Consider the following 15,784-nt stretch of genomic DNA (forward strand, 5'->3'; position numbering starts at 1 on the left):
CTCCCCGGCGGGCTCGACGCGGTGACCTTCCGCGAGTAGCTCTCGTGCCGACGACTCGGTGAGTGCGTACGCGTGGCTGGAATGCGCCAAGAGCCTCCTCACCCGAGCCAGGTGCCTTTGGCGAGGTTTCGCGGGCGGTACTCCCAGGCACGAACGGTCACCCGGCTCTTCATGGCCTTGACGCGCTTCGCGAGCGACAGCATCAACCAACTTTCTCCTCGATGTGCTCGAGCCTGCGCAGGAGCGCTGCGATTCGAGGACGCTGCGGCCCGGGATCCGGCATTCCGGTCCGGGACTCCATCAGAGAGAGAATAGCGAGGTTGGATCGCACGGCATGGCGAAGCTCAGCGGAAAGCGCCGCGTAGGTTTCCTCCACTTCCGTCAGCTCATCGTCCTTCGCCAGGACGAGAAGACCGAGGGCGACGAGAAGGTCGCGCTCCCCTTCTCGCCGCTCCGGTCGGTTACGAGTTTTTCGACGAGGAGGCCCGCGAGTCGCGGCACCGGGATGACGAGACCTTCCACCCGAACCGGCTCGTCAGGCCGAAGGAGCGACAGCGCTCCGAACACCAGCAAGGGCAACTGCGCATCGTCGACCACGTAGGCTTCGGTCGGGTCCTGAAGAGCGGAATCCATGCCGATGAAGTTCACCTCGATCCGATCGGCCGCGTCGGGAATCCAGACCGACGGCTCGTCGGGCGAAGGACTGAGACCGCGCAGCCGAGTAAGCCGCGATTTCACGGCATCGTGGCTGGGAAGCGGAACCATGATATCGACGCCTTGCGAAATGACGAGAGTCGACGCCGCGTTCGGCTCGAGTCGGGACTGCGGAGCCAACGACGAGGACACCGGACTCTTCCAGCACCGGCTGGATCGCCTCGAGCGTCCGCAGGAGGCGACTGCGAAAGTCCACCAGGAAAGTATAGGGAGCGTTCCGTGGCGCGGCAAGCCCAGTCTGGCTGATGAAAAAGTACGACCCAGCCTGCCGAGCGGTGGCCAAAACGTCTGCCGCGAGATCGGCGCGCAGCGCCGCAAGGCCCCCTGGTATAACTGGTTATACTTAATTGTGAAAACCGCCATATCGATCCCGGATGAGCTTTTTCGTGAGGTGGAGCTTTGCGCCCGGCGGCTCAAAGTCTCTCGAAGCCGCCTTTTCGCGGACGCAGTCCGTGAGTACCTCGCCCGACGGAAATTTCCACGCGACGCGACGGAAGCTTGGAATGAGGTCATCGCCGAGGCCGGCCAGCCGGGCGATGAGCCGGCCGCGGTTGCTCTTCGGAACCGCACGAAGGCGGTGCTCAGAGATTCGCCAGCGGATCGCCGGTGATCGAGCGAGGACAAATCTGGTGGGCGGATCTGCGGGAACCCCGCGGCTCGGAACCAGGCTATCGCCATCCGGTACTGGTCCTCCAGCGAGACGAGGTTAACCGAAGCCGAATCAGCACCGTTGTGGCGTGCCGGCTCACGAGCAATACCGTTCTATCGCGTGCTCCCGGCAATACTCTCCTTCGCCGCCGGCGCACCGGGCTTCCACGCGACTCCGTCGTCAACGCCTCTTCGATCGCAACGTTGAACAAGTCCGACCTGGAAGAGCTCGTCGGCGCTCTTCCCCGAGACGTCATGGACGACGTGGACCACGGACTGCGTTGGTTTCTCGATCTGGAATGATTGGGAACACGTTCGGCCTCTGATCCAGGATTAAGAGGGCGGCCGTGGTCTTTGAAGATAGAACCTCGGCGTCGCGTAGCTGCTCACCGCATCGAGGCGGCGACTCGCTCCGTCTCCTCCATCACTCGGAGCAGGTTCCCGCCCAGGATCTTCACGATGTCCTCTTCGCGATAGCCCTTTTCGAGGAGAGCGCCAGTCAGCCTCGGGACGTTCGAGATGTCGTCCATTCCGAGCGGCATGGAGGCGCCGTCGAAATCGGACCCAAGCCCGACGTGCTCGGGTCCCACGAGCGTCACCACATGGTCGATGTGATCGACGATCTCGGTCCAGCTGACCTGGGGAAGTTCGCCGCGCTCCATCGCTTCGCGGTCGAGCCGCTCGCCTTCCCGGATCTCGCAGGCGAGATTGTCGCCGCAGCGCTCGCTCAAAGCCTCCACGATTTGCGTGACGTCCCAACCCTGGGCGGTTTTGGCGTCCTTCGCTTTCTGACTGAGGAACGTGATCTCGTAGTTGATCTGAATGACGCCGCCCTTGGCCGCGAGCGCTTTGATCATGTCGTCGGACATGTTGCGGGGATGGTCGCTCAAGCTCCGGCAGGAAGAATGCGACGCCATGAGCGGAGCTCTCGAGACCTCGAGGGCGTCGTAGAAGGTCTTGTCCGAGACGTGGGAGATGTCCACCATGACGCCGAGCCGGTTGAGCTCGCGCACGACGTCCTTGCCGAAATCGGTGAGGCCGTTGTGCTCGGGCTCCTCGGTCGAGGCGTCCGCCCAGTGGTTGTTCTGGAAATGGGTGAGGGTGAGATAGCGGACTCCGAGCTCGCGGTACATGCGCAGCACGGCAAGGTCGTCGTCGATCATGTGACCGCCTTCCATTCCCATGAGCGCCGCGATCTTCCCTTCCCGCTGGGCCTCTCGTACCTCGGAAGCGGCGGTCGCGAGCACGAGGTCGTCCGGGTGACGGCGAACCTGCTCCCGCACGGCGTCGATCTGCTGCAACGAACGTTTCACGACGTCGGGACCGGAGAGCGTCCCCGGCATCCAGATGGAGAAGAACACGGCGTCGACGCCGCCCTCACGCATCCTCGGGATGTCGACGTGGCCCGTCGAAGCCCGCGCGCCGAGGTCGAAGGCCTCGAAGATCATCTGCTGGGTGGTGTCGGCGTGCGTATCGAGAACGAGCGCCCGTGAGTGGACTTCGCGAGCTCGATCCGAAGAGCTCTGAGAGGCTACACCATTCGAGGCCACCAGCGCGCAGGTTAGAGTCAGGAGAAGCTTGCTCATGGCTCGGGAGGATAACTCACGCCCGACACGGCGATCCAGCTGAGTAAGAGGTGCGAGGTTCGTTTCACTCGGGCGGAGAGGCCGCTGGCAGGAAGAGCGCGGACTCTTTGATCTTCAGATCGTGCCAGCGAACGAGCGTGATGCGCTGCCGGGCCTCACTCGTATCGCAGGGCCTCGATGGGGTTGAGGGCCGCCGCACGACGCGCGGGGTAGAGACCGAAGAACACGCCGACGGCGCCGGCGAAAACAAGGGCGAGGAGGGTCGTCGCCGGTGAGATGGCGATGCTCCAACCGGCGATGCGTCCCACGAGAAGGGCGCTCCCGTAACCGACGGCGACGCCGATGAGCCCTCCGAGAGTGCTGACGACGACGCTTTCCACCAGGAACTGCTTCAGCACGTCCGACCCGCGGGCGCCGATCGCCATGCGGAGCCCGATCTCCCGGGTCCTCTCGGTGACCGAGACCAGCATGATGTTCATGATCCCGATCCCGCCGACGAGAAGCGAAATGCTGGCGATCGCCGACAGAAGGAGCGTCATCACTTCGGTGGTGCTCTCCGCCGCGCTCGCGATGTCGCTCTGGTTGCGTATCGCGAAGTCGTCCTCGCTGAAAGGGGGAAGCTCGTGCGCTTCGCGAAGGATGAGCCGGATCTCGTCCTGGGCATCGGGGACGTCCTGGGGCGAGTAGGTGCTCGCGAGGATCTGGGGAATCCAGCTTCTGCCGGAGAGCCGAGTCTGCACCGTGGTGTAGGGCGCAAGGATCACGTCGTCCTGATCGATTCCCTCGGGTGTCTGTCCTTTGCGGCTCAGAACCCCCACGATCTGGAAGGGAACGCTGCGGATCTGGATGCGCTCGCCCACGGGATCCTGCCCGGGAAAGAGGTTGTCGGCCACGGTCTTGCCGATGACGGCCGACTTTCGCATCGTGCGCACGTCGTTCTCGCCGAAGAACACTCCCGATTCCAGCGACCAGTTGCGGATGATCGGATATTCCGTCGACACCCCCTGGGTCGAAGTGCGCCAGTTCCCCTGCCCCCCGATGACCTGGCCCCGGGTGACCACGACGGGAGAAACGGCTGAAAGAAGAGTTGCCTCGCGCTCCAGGACCAGGGCGTCTTCGAGCCTGAGCCGGTTCGAGGTCGAGCCTCCCTGGCTCACCCCGGAGAGCCTCATTTCACCGGGAGTGATCACAATCATGTTGGTCCCGAGGCTCGCCACCTGCTCGGCGATCCGCCTCTTCGCGCCCTCGCCGATCGCAACCATGACGATCACCGCGCCCACGCCGATGATGACGCCCAGCATGGTGAGGAGCGTCCTCATCTTGTTCTTGAGGATGCTCTGGGCCGCAACCTTGGTAAGCACTCTGGCTTTCATTTCACACCAATGGCGAGAGCACCCGGGCCGCCTGCCGAGCGGGCACGCGCTGGTCGCGGAGAATCCGTCCGTCGCGCAGCTCCACGATCCGCTCAGCGTAGCTCGCGATTTCCTGCTCGTGAGTCACCATAAGGACGGTCATGCCCTCGGCGTTCAGCCTTTGAAGGAGATTCATGATGGCGATCGAGGTCCGGGTGTCGAGGTTCCCCGTCGGCTCGTCGGCGAGGAGGATGGCGGGATCGGTGACGAGAGCCCGAGCGATGGCGACCCGCTGCTGCTGTCCTCCCGAGAGCTCGTTCGGCTGGTGGTCCATCCGGTCGGCGAGCCCCACCCGCTCGAGGGCCCGTTCCGCGAGCGCGCGGGTGTCGAGGCGGCGTCCCGTGCGGTCATAGAGAAGCGGAAGCTCCACGTTCTCGACGGCCGACGTCCGCCCGAGGAGATTGAATCCCTGAAATACGAAGCCTATTTTCTGATTCCGGATGTCGGCGAGATCGTTCTTCCCCAGCTCGTCGACCCGCTCGCCATCGAGGAAGTAGGCGCCGCTCGTGGGATAGTCGAGACAGCCGAGGATGTTCATCAGAGTCGACTTCCCCGAGCCCGAGGCGCCCATGATGGCGATCATCTCGCCGGGCGCGACTTCGAGGTCGATGCCACCGAGCGCCACGACCCGGTTCTCTCCCGATCCATAGACTCTGGTGAGCCTTTCGACTCGGATCACGAGGTCTCGCGGCATGTCGGCTCTCTCAGAATCCGCGTGGACCGAATCGCCTCTGCGGCTGCGGTCCGGCGAACGGGTTGGAGGTGGCGGGAGTCTGCTCGGTGATCACCCCCGCGACGGCTTCCATCCCTTCCTCGATTCCCTCCCCCGAGATTTCCGTCCACTGGCCGTCGGTGAGCCCGGTCGTTACCCGGACCATCGAGAGCTTTCCGTCGGCACCGCGGATCCAGAGCCTCGCGCCGTCACCACCGTTTTGGGTTCTCGCGGGCCGCCCGCCGCTCTCACGAAGCCCCGTCAGCATCTCGGCAGTGGGCCGAAATCGGAGAGCGGAGTTCTGGATCTTCAACACGTTCGTCGCCGTCTCCACGAAGAAGTCGACCGTGGCCGTCATTCCCGGAAGAAGCAACCCCTCGTGGTTATCGACGTCGATCACCACCGTGTAGTTCACCACGTTCTCCACCAGCGTCGACTGCAAGCGCACCTGGCGCACCTTACCTTCGAAGGTGCGGTCGGGGTGAGCCGAGACCCGGAAGCGAACGCTCTGGTCCTTGCGAATGCGGCCGATGTCGCTTTCGTCGACGGTCGCGAGGATCTGCATGCGCCGCAGATCGGCGGCGATGAGGAAGAGCTGGGGCGCCGAGAAACTGGCGGCGACCGTCTGTCCCACGTCCACGTTGCGTTCGATGACCGTCCCCGAGACCGGAGCGTAGATGGTCGCATAGGCCAGGTTCTGCTCGGTGCGGGCGAGCGCGATCTCGGAGGAGCTCACCGTCTCCCGGCCGACGGCGAGGGCGTATCTCGCGGTGTCGTACTCCGTCTGTGAGACCAGACCCTCAGTGAAGAGCCTTTCGATGCGGCTGTACTCGCTTTCGAGCTGCTGGAGCTGGGCTAAGTTGCGGGCAAGGTTCGCCCGCGCGTCCCGGACGGCGCTCTCGAGGAGCGTGGGATCGATGCGAGCGACCACCTGGCCCTTCTCCACCCGATCATTGAAGTCGACCAGGATCTCCGAGATGATGCCCGAGACCTGGGTGCCGACGGCCACCTTTGTCAACGGCTCGAGCGTTCCCGTGCTCGAGACCAGGTACTCGATGTCCCCCCGCTCGATCGTGGAGAAGCGGTATTGCGGGGCTCCTTCCGCGCTCCGCGTGCGCCAGTAGAAGTAGCCGGCGCCCGCGAGGACGAGGACGGCGGCGACGATAGGCCAACGCCGCCGGGCGGGTCGCACTCGACCGCGGCTCGGCGAAACCTCCGCTCGCGGCTCGCTCACCGGCGCTTGCGGAGCTTCTGGCTCTGGCACTGCCGCGCTCGCGACCGCCGCTTCCGGAAGCGCGCTTTCTCCCGTTCGACGCATGAAGGGCCTCCGCATGACTATATGATAGACACGGCCGGGCCGCTCGGATGGTTAAGCGGATGTAATGGTTTTGCTAAGGATGTAAGGACCACCCCACTGATCTTTGAAGTGGTATAAGACACGGGATTCGACGGGAGGTGTCCATGGCCAGATACACACGATCCGAGTTCTTGCGCCTGAGCGGAGCTTCGGTGGCGGCCGGCGTATTCGGCGCATCGACTCGCGCTCGAGCCCAATCGGGCGGCACCGTGGACGCGTCGCATCCCGATCTGGTGCTGGTGAACGGGCGGGTGTCGACGATGGATGACTCGCTCGCCCGCGCCGAAGCGTTTGCCGTCAAGAACGGGCGCTTCGTGGCCGTCGGAGCGAGCGATGACATCCGCAACCTGATGAGAAGCGACACCGAGGTCATCGACGCCGAAGGCCAGACCGTCACCCCCGGATTCATCGACGCCCACTCCCATCCCGCATCGGGAGGAGTTCGCGAGCTCGTTTCGGTGAACCTCGACCTGCGCAGCATCGACGCCATCAAAGACGCCCTGCGCGCCCGGGCCACGAAAACGCCTCCGGGAGAATGGGTGCTCGGTTTCAAGTACGACGATACGAAGGTGCGCGAGGACCGGCAGATCACGAGAAGGGATCTGGACGAGGCGGCACCCAACCATCCCGTCTTCGTCTCTCATCGCGGAGGCCACGTCTACTGGTACAACACGAAGGCGTTCGAAAAGGCTGGCGTCGACGCGCAAACACCCGATCCGCCCGGCGGCCACATCTACAAAGAAAACGGCGAGCTGACGGGGAAAGTGGCCGAGCGGGCAAACGATCTCTTCAGCGACGTCGTCCCTTCGGGCAGCACCAGGGAGCAGCGGCGGGCAGGCGTCAAGCTCATCTCCGAGCTCATGACGTCGTCGGGGCTGACGTCCGTCCACGACGCCAGCTGTGGATCCGATTCGGCAACGGCTTATCAAGACGCCTACCACGCAGGCGAGCTTCGAATGAGAGTCTACCTGATGGTGCGGGGCGCCATGTTCGAGGGCCTGAAAACGGCTGGCGTTTACACCGGACTGGGAAACGAGTGGCTCAAAGTCGGTGGCGTCAAGTTCGGCGCCGACGGCTCCGCGTCGGGGAGGACGATGGCGATGTCCACCCCGTACGAGGGGCGTCCCGACGATTTCGGCATCCTCACCATGACGCAAGAGGAGATTCACGAAGCGGTCGAGGACGCTCACCGCCATGATTTTCAAATCGGAATCCACGCGAACGGCGACCTCGCCATCGACATGGTGCTCAACGCCTACGAGCGCGTTCTCGAGAAGTGGCCGAGACCCGATGCCCGGCACCGGCTCGAGCACTGCACACTCGTGAACCCCGATCTCCTCCAGCGCATCAAGGCCACGGGCTCCATCCCGACGCCTTTCTACACATACGTCCACTACCACGGCCGCAAGTGGGAGGAATACGGCCCGGAAAAAATGAAGTGGATGTTCGCCCATCGGTCGTTTCTCGACCACGGCATCCCTGTGGCACCGGCCTCGGACTACGTTCCTGGTCCCTACGAGCCGATGATGGCGATCCAGAGCATGGTTACGCGCAGGGACGTCGAGGGCCGCGTCTGGGGAGCCAACCAGGCCGTCTCGGTGGAGGAGGCGCTGCGCATTTGCACCGTGAACGGCGCCTACGCCTCGTTCGAAGAAGATGTGAAAGGCTCCATCACCGCGGGCAAGTATGCCGACTTCGTCATCCTCGGCCGAGATCCCGGTGAAGTCGCCCCCGATGCCATCAAGGAGATCCCGATCGTTCGTACCGTCGTCGGTGGTATCACGATGCATCGGCAGGGGTGACGGATGAGCGAAGTCCCAAAAGACCCGAAGGGGGTCGAGATGTTCGAGAAAGTTCTCGGGAGACCCGAGCCGAAAGACAAGCCCCTCGAGGGGGTGCGCGAGCTTGCGGTCAACCACCTCTTCGCCAAGATCTGGAGCCGGCCGGGGCTTCGCCTGCGCGACCGCAGGCTCATTACGATTGCTCTCCTGGCGGCGCAAGGACGAGCCGATCAGCTACGCGAGCACGTTCGTGGAGCGCGGCTCGGTGCGGACGGGCTCTCCCGTGAAGAGATCGTCGAAGCGATGGTCCACGTGGCCCACTACGCGGGGTGGGCGGCGGGAGCGAGCGGGCAGGCGGTGGCACTCTCGGTCCTGGACGAGCTCGAGCCCTAGCCTATCGTCGCGAAGGCGAGACCTCGACTTTTATCCACCGGGCCGGGCCTTCGGCCGCGCGCTCGTCGACCTGATAGAGAATCTCCACCCTCGCGCCTTCCACGAGATCCTCGAACGCACCGTAGTCGTTCTTTTCACGCAGCTTGCTCTTGTCGAGATAGATTTGGGTCTCATCGGTGACGTCCGTAGCGAAGCTCTCGCCATTGCTCCGGACGACGATCGCTCGACCGTCGGCATCGACGACCTCGATGGTGCCGATGACCGTGTTCCTCTCCGAGAGCTCGGGCGACTCTCCCAGCGGTATGTACAGCTCGGTCGCCCGCTGGGCGTACAGGACGCCCGCCATGGCGACGAAGCACAGAGCGGCTCCCAGGTTTCGCTGGATCATCATTCGACTCCCTTCGCGCTTCATCCTTCCACGAGGAGCGATTGCGCCTGACGAAGATGCTCGAGCGCCTCCTTCGTCGGCCCACCTGCCTTGTCCGGCCGTTCGATCTCCCGCTCCACGAGTCGCAACGCCGCCTGTAGTTGCTCGACCGCCGGGAGATGAAGCGCCCTCTCGGACAAGACGTGGACCCCGTCGTCGATCTCGCTTGCCGCCCTGGCAAGCAGTCGTTGCGCCCTCTCCGACGGTCGCACCTTTAGGCTCGACTCGAGAAGCTCGCTCGACTGCCGGACGTTCTCGATCGCGTTCAGGACGCGAAGAAACGCGGCAACGGCCTCGACCTGGGTCGCGTCCAGACGGATCCCGCTTCCGGTCGCGTTGGCGAGGAGCCGGCCGGCGGGCGATTGATTGAAAGCGTCGCCATTGTAGAAGGCGACGGCGCCTTCGATGGTGAAGACGGCGTTGTTGTGAAAAAACGGCGGCGTATCGGCGGCTTCCACGACAGGAGGCGTGTTGAACTCGCCGTTTCCCGGGATCCCGAAGCCGTCGTCGGGCGGGATCTTTTCCCCGGTCAAGTCGGGCGGCTGGTCGGGAAGCTGCTCCACTCCAGTGTCGAAGCTCAAGTTCCCCGCGTCGGTGCCGAAGATGCTCGGGTCCCCGTTGGCGCCCGCATTGAAGTGGCAAGCCGAACACTTTCCGCCGTTGCGGTCGAGAAAGATCTCCTGGCCGCGGCGCGCGACCTCACCCTTCAGCGAAAGCGGCAGCGACGGATCTTCCTGGCGGCCGAGCGAGAGCTGAAATGCCTCGAGAGCGTCCAGCTCCTCGTCGGTAGGGAGGCGAAAGTCGACCCCCGCGATCCGGTTCAGGCTCTTGGTGAAGTGCTGGATCACGGCGCCGACGGCGAACGAGCGAAGAGAGCCATCACCGGGCGCGCCGTCTCCCGACCATCCCGTGCGGGGTCCGTCACGGCTCGCGACCGAATTTCGAAGCGCCAGGGTGTGAGGCACGCCTCGCATGACGAAGATGTTCTCGAGATCGGAGAAGCCATCGAGATTCTCCAGGATGAGCCCGTGCCCTCGTATCAGCACCACGTTCTCGAAGTTTTGTGCCAGCTCGGGTAGGCGCTCGGAGACGAACAGAGGGTCGTCGTCGGGAAGCGTTGCGATGAACTCGGGGTCGATCGTGAAATTGTTCTCCTCGGGGTGGCAGGTTCCGCAGGTACGTCCGTTCCCGTCGAAGGTCTCCTCGAAGAATAGAACTTCGCCCCGTTTGACGAGCTCGTCTCTCGGGTCGACCGGCGGCGGTGATGGGCAGCCGAAACAAACGAGCGCGGTGGAGCAATTGATCCAGAGACCGAATCGTGGGGAACGCTCGCGCATCATGACCTACTCGCGATTCGGCGCAGTTCGCGCCCGGCGACGAGCGCGAAAAACGAGTCGAGCGCACGGAGCAACGGCACTTTCGGCCTCCTCCGATATCGAGTTCGGCGCGCGTTCTGAGTTCTTGACTCCACGATATCTCAAACGATCTCGCGAGCCAAGAGAATCGCCAACCCGGCTGATGGCTACACTTTCGGAATGTCCGCCGGGGACGAGGGTCGGGAAAGAGGCAACTCGGCCCGAACGACGGTTCGGCCCCGTGCCGATTCTATGCTCAAACGCCCCATGAACTGTCTGAGTCGTTCTTCCATCCCCCTCACGCCCACTCCCATGTTTGCGAGTTGGCTATCCCCGTTGGAGCCGAGGAGATCTTCGTCGAGACCGCGCCCGTGGTCTTCGACCTCGAGGTGGATCTCGGCCTCGGTCGAGCGGATCCGGATAATCGCATCCGAGCTATCGGCATGCCGCTGAACGTTTGTTAGCGCCTCCTGGGCAACGCGAAACAGCGCGAGCTCGGCATCTGGGTCCATTCTGGTAATGAATGATGGCGCATCGAGCTCGACTCGAATTCCGCTCCGAGTGGAAAATCCCTTGACGAACGTTTGAAGGGCGTAAACCAGGCCCATTTCCTCGAGCATCGGCGGGTGCAGCAGATAGGACATACTCCGCAGCTGCCGTGAACAGTCGTTTGCGAGCTCGACCGAGCTCGCCACGGAATCCCGGAGCTCGGGAAGAAGCTGATCGATCCGCCCGAGATTCATTCCCAAGGCAGCGAGAAGCTGACCGGTGCTATCGTGAAGCTCACGAGCAATGCGACGGCGCTCTTCATCCTGAGAGCGGAGAAGCCGGCCGGATAGGTTACGCAGCGACTCCTGCGCTTTCTTCAACGGGGTGACGTCTACGATCACCATGTCGTAGACGAGGGACTTGTCGGCGCTCTCAGCCGAACAGGCGCTCTCCAAGACCGAGACCGTGCTTCCGTCACGGCGACGGGCCTTCGTCTCCAGCTCCACGTGACCATGCTCTCGGTGGAGCCGCTCGAAACGAGAGCGATGGTTTCTGTCCACGAACAATTGATGGTGCACGTCGTCGAGCGCCTCCAACAACTCTCCCGGACAGGAGTAGCCGAGCATTCGCGCCAGGGCACGATTCGCCATTAGGGGCTTGCCGTTCGCGTCAGTGCGCAGGATTCCCGCCACGGCGTTGTCGAATATGGACTGATAGTCGGTTTCCGCGCGGCGAAGCTCTGCCTTGATTCTCGTTTGCTCCAGGCGAAGCCGGCTCATGCTGCTCGACATGTCGGCAAGAGTTTCCACCACGGCATCGATCTCGTTTTCCGGCATCTCGTCCCGATTTCGCGTTGCGATGCCGAGCGCCTGCTCGCGAAGCTCTCTCACGGGTAACACCACTCGATCCCAGGCGACCTTCAATGCCACGAGGAGCACCAACAAGCCCGCGAGGCTCACCGCGGTTACCCTTCGGATCATTTTCAGACGCTCGTCGTCTCGCCACCTTGCGACGGCGTCGACGACCTCGAACGAGCTTTGAAGTAGGCGGGTCATGCCGCGATCGAGCTCGAGTTTCGCCGCCAAAGGAATCAGCCCTCGTGAGTCCACTATCTCGTCGAGTAGCGGTTTCACCTCGTTCCAAACCGCCCCTTGTCTGCGCAGGGCGTTCGCTATCGTCTCGGGCGGCTCGATGACGTTAGATTCGATGGGATCACGGTTCTCGAGAAGGCCGAGCGTTTCTTCGTAGTCTTGCATCGATTCGAGTAAGGGCTCGTGCGCTCGGAAATCGCCCTCCACCCCGCGACGGGCGAGGAGCTCGATGCTCCTACAGAATTGGGGTTGCCGGCCGACGAAGTCGAGAAGCGGTGCGTAGGAATCGTGGATAGATACGTACCGATAGACGACGAAGGCATCGACGCCGATGATGGCAGCGGCAAGCCAGAAAAGGGCGAGAATCCCGGACCCCACACCGGGTTTCCCTCGAAGGGCTTCGGTCGGAATACGGGAGTCGGCCCGGGCGAACAGTCGTCACCTCCGTGACGCAATTTGACAGCAATCCGAATGCCAAGCGCGAAATTGCCCGTAAATTACGACCGGACGGCGGGTTGGCGAAGGGGTGACATTATCGGTGACATCGATCGTGTGTACTTTTTTCCCGGCATGTACTTTTTCTCCCGAGGTGGAAGTCATGCCGCATCGCTGCGGCTAAACGAATCCACCTGGGTGCTTTGGACCTCGTTCGTAAACGAGAGATACCCGCTTCGTCGCCGTGTACTTCTTGCCTTCCCTTAGAGGTCATCGTGTATGGCAGCGTAGGGACAATCTCGTAGCCGGCCGCAAGCTTCCGGGATGACGCCGAGGCCTATCTCGAGCGCATGCAACGAGCTAGATGTTCCTGCCTTGGGAACGGCCCCCTTCTTGCATTGAGCCGGGTCGACGCGCCGAGAAGAGGTGTCGAAAATGAAGAAAGCAATCGTGCTGATGACGGTGATGGCAGCCCTTGCGATCCCCGCGCTCGCGATCCAGTCCGTGAACGGGGAGATCGAGGCCAAGGGTGAGATCGTGGAAGTCTCCACTCAACCGGCGACGCTTACCCTCAAGGAGGCCGCGAGCCCGCCCGAAAAATCTGGTGTGGTGCGGAAGTTCGTGGTCGACGAGGCGACGCAGCTGACATCGAGAGGGGAGCCGATCGATATCGCCGATATCCAACCGGGTGCTCGGGCGACGGTTCGCTACGTGGTGGATTCGGGCAAGAACATAGCGAAGTCGATCGACGTCACCACGCCTGCGACAGACTAATCTATTCCAAAAATCGGGCGCCCACCCCTCAAAAGGGGGTGAGGCGCCCTTTCTTTGTCCAGGGCTGAGGCCAGCCGCGCCGGATTCTCTGATTGGAGGCGGCACCGCGCCATCCCTCGAGGAAGTGCAGCATGCTTGCGAGCTTCCTCAGTCGTTCTTCGACCGTGAGCTTCAAGTTCTCCCGGAGCAAGGATCGATCCACGTCCTTCTTGTAGGCCTCGATTACGGGATCGCGCGGGCCTTTCGGGCGGCTTCATTCCAGGCGCGAGGTCGATTCGGGGACCCCTTCGATTAAGGCCCGGTTACCGGACGTAGCCTCGTCGCGTGCGAACCGTGAGGGGCTGCGCGTGAGTCGCAGCTTCCGTAGCACGAACCTCGATCTTTCGAAATCGAGGCTCTCCGTCAGCCGACGCCGGCGAGTACGCGATCACATATTGGAGACGCATTCCTCGTGCGATCTCGATGAACAAGGGCGTGAGCTCGGCGGATACTCGTGGGAAGTAGGCCGTCCCGCCGGAGACCGCGGCGGCTTCTCTCAACACCCAGGCCGGGTTCAGATTGATATCGAGAGGCGGGTTCTTGTAGTGCTTTTCGGCATTCACGTAGATCGGGCGGTCGTGTGACGAGTAGTAGCCCACGGCGTACACGACCGCCGGACTCGACTCGATCCGGTTCCGCACTTCGCCGAATTGCGTAACACTGTCGAGGTCCTTTCCGTCGCTGAGAAGGATCAAAACCTGGCGTCGGCTGGTCGAGTCCCCCAGAAGCTCGAGCGCCTGGAGGATGCCGTCGTAGAGAGCGGTTCCACCGCCGGAAGCGAGTCGATGGACGGCCTCCATGAGGGTGTTTCGGTCGCGAGTGAAATCCTGGACGACCTTCGTCTCGTGATCGAAGCCCACGATCGCGATCTCCGCCTGCGAGGGAGTCTCGTCCAGGAATCGCAAAGCAGCCTCCTTGGCCTGGACGAGCTCGACCCCCTTCATGCTGCTGCTGGTATCGACGAGAAGCACGATTCCGGTAGGGACCGTGTCGGCAGCGGCGCCGTGCTCGAAGTAAGTAATCTCCTGCGGCACGCCATCTTCGTAGACAACGAAGTCTTGCCGCCGTAGATCGCCGACCGGTGCTCCATCCTTGTCGAAAACCGAAACCTGGAGGAGCACGGTCTCCGTCGTGCCGCGGAAGGTTGGCCGTGCCTCCGAGGTCGTCTGAAGAACGGGCGCCATGCCGCTCCGAGTCTCGTCGCGCCCCAGCGCGATCGTCCCCAACAACAGCGAGAGGCTGCCGACGATCAAGCGACGCGGGAAGGGGGGAACGCTGAACCTCGTCGCTCGTCGCCGGCGCCTCTCGCTTACCGAATGAGACATGGGTCAGTCTCTGTCAGAAGCTCATGTCTCACCAGTTCTCGCTGACCCGAGTGGTCGGTGCGGGCTCGTCGGCAATGACGATCTCCACCCGCCGGTTCCGCTGTCGTCCTTCCTCGGTCTCGTTCGAGGCGACCGGCCGAGACTCACCGTAACCGGTCGCACTGACGTTCCCGGGTGGAATTCGCTGAGACAAGAGATAGTCGCGGACCGCTTCCGCTCGCTTTCGGGAAAGCTCCTGGTTGTGCCATTCGCTGCCCACGCTGTCCGCGTGACCCTCGACGCTGAGCGTGTATCCGTCGGCCACGAGGATCACCCCCGAGAGCTTTGCCAGCTTCTCCCGTCCCTCCGGGGTCAAGCGCGCGCTGCCGAACGCGAACAGTACGTCTGGGATCTCCACGATGAGACCTCGGGCGGCGTCCCGTACGGCTGCGACCCGGCCGAGGGCCTCCTCGAGCTCCTCACGTGCCAGCGCCCGCGCTCTACGAGCTTCAGCCGCCGTCTTCTCCGCTTCGAGACGTTCGGCTTCGGCCTCGATTCTCCTCTGCTCGGCCTGGAAATGTTCGCGCTCCGCTGCCATCCTCTCCGCTTCCGCCTCTTCGGCCCGTCTGCGCGCCTCTTCGGCTTGCGCCTCGGCCGCCTGGCGGGCACGCGCTTCCATCGTTCGCTCGAGCTCTCGCTGTTCCGCCATCACTCGGACCCGCTCCGCCTCGTCCGCTGCCGCTTTGACCTGGACGCGGAGCTCATCGATCCTCCGGGCGTTGGCGCGTCTCTGTTCGTCGAGCGCGGTCTCGAAAGCGCGCTCTTTCGCGAGCTTTTCCGCCTCCACGGCGAGCCGGATAGTCTCGTGAGCAATGGGCATCATCGCTTTTCCTTCGACGCCCAGCTCCGCCGCGGCCTCGGTCTTGCTCAACGATTGTCGCGCCCGGGACAGCTCGTCCTCCGCGAAACGGTCGGCTCCCGCTCGTTCGGCGAGGTCCACCGCGGTACGGGCCGAGTCCAGATGCGGCCGAATCTCCCCCTTGACTTCTCGCATGTCCTCGAGGGATTCGTTCACGAAGTCGTACTGTCCTTCCGAGCCCCGGTACTTGATTCGAGAGACCGTTACCATCGCGTCGTCGACGGTCGGCTCGGTGTTCTCCAGAGCCACGAATCGACTGGGCGTCTCCACGAGAAAATGCGGCTCGGCAGTGACGAACATACCGAACGTCTCCAACGGCGTAGATACGTTCAGTTTGCTCCGGTTGCC

Annotated in this window: 17 protein-coding genes; 5 read left to right on the forward strand and 12 right to left on the reverse strand. The window is 63.2% G+C overall.

What is annotated here, in order from left to right; translation table 11 throughout:
- Positions 1-202: 202 nt before the first annotated feature.
- On the reverse strand, positions 203-376 hold the full coding sequence (locus tag VEK15_26975) for a hypothetical protein (GenBank protein ID HXV64371.1): 174 nt from the start codon (positions 374-376) through the stop codon (positions 203-205).
- A gap of 5 nt (positions 377-381) precedes the next feature.
- Entirely contained in the window at positions 382-846 is a 465-nt protein-coding gene (locus VEK15_26980) for a hypothetical protein (protein HXV64372.1), read from the reverse strand.
- On the opposite strand from VEK15_26980, the gene VEK15_26985 reads away from it, so the two are divergent.
- Both VEK15_26985 and VEK15_26990 read left to right on the forward strand, forming a co-directional pair.
- Complete coding sequence (locus VEK15_26985) at positions 785-1,324, forward strand: ribbon-helix-helix protein, CopG family (GenBank protein HXV64373.1); 540 nt, start codon at positions 785-787, stop codon at positions 1,322-1,324. The genes VEK15_26980 and VEK15_26985 overlap by 62 nt on opposite strands.
- Positions 1,321-1,665, forward strand: a complete 345-nt coding sequence (locus tag VEK15_26990; protein HXV64374.1) for a type II toxin-antitoxin system PemK/MazF family toxin — start codon at positions 1,321-1,323, stop codon at positions 1,663-1,665. The genes VEK15_26985 and VEK15_26990 overlap by 4 nt, the downstream gene beginning before the upstream one ends.
- Positions 1,666-1,748: 83 nt before the next feature.
- Here the strand turns inward: VEK15_26990 and VEK15_26995 are convergent, their stop codons facing one another.
- The 4 genes from VEK15_26995 to VEK15_27010 form a co-directional block, all read right to left on the reverse strand.
- Positions 1,749-2,948 carry a dipeptidase gene (locus VEK15_26995; protein HXV64375.1) on the reverse strand — a complete coding sequence of 400 codons (1,200 nt, stop codon included), beginning with the start codon at positions 2,946-2,948 and terminating at the stop codon, positions 1,749-1,751.
- Between the two features lie 155 nt (positions 2,949-3,103).
- Positions 3,104-4,321 (reverse strand): ABC transporter permease, encoded by a 1,218-nt coding sequence (locus VEK15_27000; protein ID HXV64376.1) that lies wholly within the window; start codon positions 4,319-4,321, stop codon positions 3,104-3,106.
- Between the two features lies 1 nt (position 4,322).
- A complete protein-coding gene (locus VEK15_27005; GenBank protein HXV64377.1) occupies positions 4,323-5,054 on the reverse strand; it encodes an ABC transporter ATP-binding protein in 732 nt (243 codons plus the stop codon).
- Between the two features lie 10 nt (positions 5,055-5,064).
- Positions 5,065-6,390, reverse strand: a complete 1,326-nt coding sequence (locus VEK15_27010; GenBank protein HXV64378.1) for an efflux RND transporter periplasmic adaptor subunit — start codon at positions 6,388-6,390, stop codon at positions 5,065-5,067.
- Positions 6,391-6,533: 143 nt separating this feature from the next.
- Here VEK15_27010 and VEK15_27015 point away from each other — a divergent pair, with 143 nt between their 5' ends.
- Positions 6,534-8,231, forward strand: coding sequence for an amidohydrolase family protein (locus tag VEK15_27015; protein ID HXV64379.1), 1,698 nt, complete (start codon positions 6,534-6,536; stop codon positions 8,229-8,231).
- 3 nt (positions 8,232-8,234) lie between these two features.
- Entirely contained in the window at positions 8,235-8,603 is a 369-nt protein-coding gene (locus VEK15_27020; protein HXV64380.1) for a carboxymuconolactone decarboxylase family protein, read from the forward strand.
- A gap of 1 nt (position 8,604) precedes the next feature.
- On the opposite strand, the gene VEK15_27025 is transcribed toward VEK15_27020, so the two are convergent.
- From VEK15_27025 to VEK15_27035, 3 genes are all read right to left on the reverse strand, one after another.
- Complete coding sequence (locus VEK15_27025) at positions 8,605-8,994, reverse strand: hypothetical protein (protein ID HXV64381.1); 390 nt, start codon at positions 8,992-8,994, stop codon at positions 8,605-8,607.
- Between the two features lie 17 nt (positions 8,995-9,011).
- Positions 9,012-10,370: a hypothetical protein gene (locus tag VEK15_27030; protein HXV64382.1), complete on the reverse strand. Its 1,359-nt coding sequence runs from the start codon at positions 10,368-10,370 to the stop codon at positions 9,012-9,014.
- Positions 10,371-10,552: 182 nt separating this feature from the next.
- On the reverse strand, positions 10,553-12,343 hold the full coding sequence (locus tag VEK15_27035; GenBank protein ID HXV64383.1) for a PAS domain-containing sensor histidine kinase: 1,791 nt from the start codon (positions 12,341-12,343) through the stop codon (positions 10,553-10,555).
- 492 nt (positions 12,344-12,835) lie between these two features.
- On the opposite strand from VEK15_27035, the gene VEK15_27040 reads away from it, so the two are divergent.
- Positions 12,836-13,174: a hypothetical protein gene (locus VEK15_27040; protein HXV64384.1), complete on the forward strand. Its 339-nt coding sequence runs from the start codon at positions 12,836-12,838 to the stop codon at positions 13,172-13,174.
- A gap of 28 nt (positions 13,175-13,202) precedes the next feature.
- On the opposite strand, the gene VEK15_27045 is transcribed toward VEK15_27040, so the two are convergent.
- The 3 genes from VEK15_27045 to VEK15_27055 form a co-directional block, all read right to left on the reverse strand.
- Positions 13,203-13,376, reverse strand: a complete 174-nt coding sequence (locus VEK15_27045) for a hypothetical protein (GenBank protein HXV64385.1) — start codon at positions 13,374-13,376, stop codon at positions 13,203-13,205.
- Positions 13,377-13,476: 100 nt separating this feature from the next.
- On the reverse strand, positions 13,477-14,538 hold the full coding sequence (locus VEK15_27050; protein HXV64386.1) for a VWA domain-containing protein: 1,062 nt from the start codon (positions 14,536-14,538) through the stop codon (positions 13,477-13,479).
- Positions 14,539-14,566: 28 nt separating this feature from the next.
- The coding region (locus tag VEK15_27055) for an OmpA family protein (GenBank protein ID HXV64387.1) at positions 14,567-15,784 on the reverse strand (1,218 nt) is incomplete at its 5' end.

The organism is Vicinamibacteria bacterium, assembly GCA_035620555.1.
Classification (GTDB): Bacteria; Acidobacteriota; Vicinamibacteria; order Marinacidobacterales; family SMYC01; genus DASPGQ01.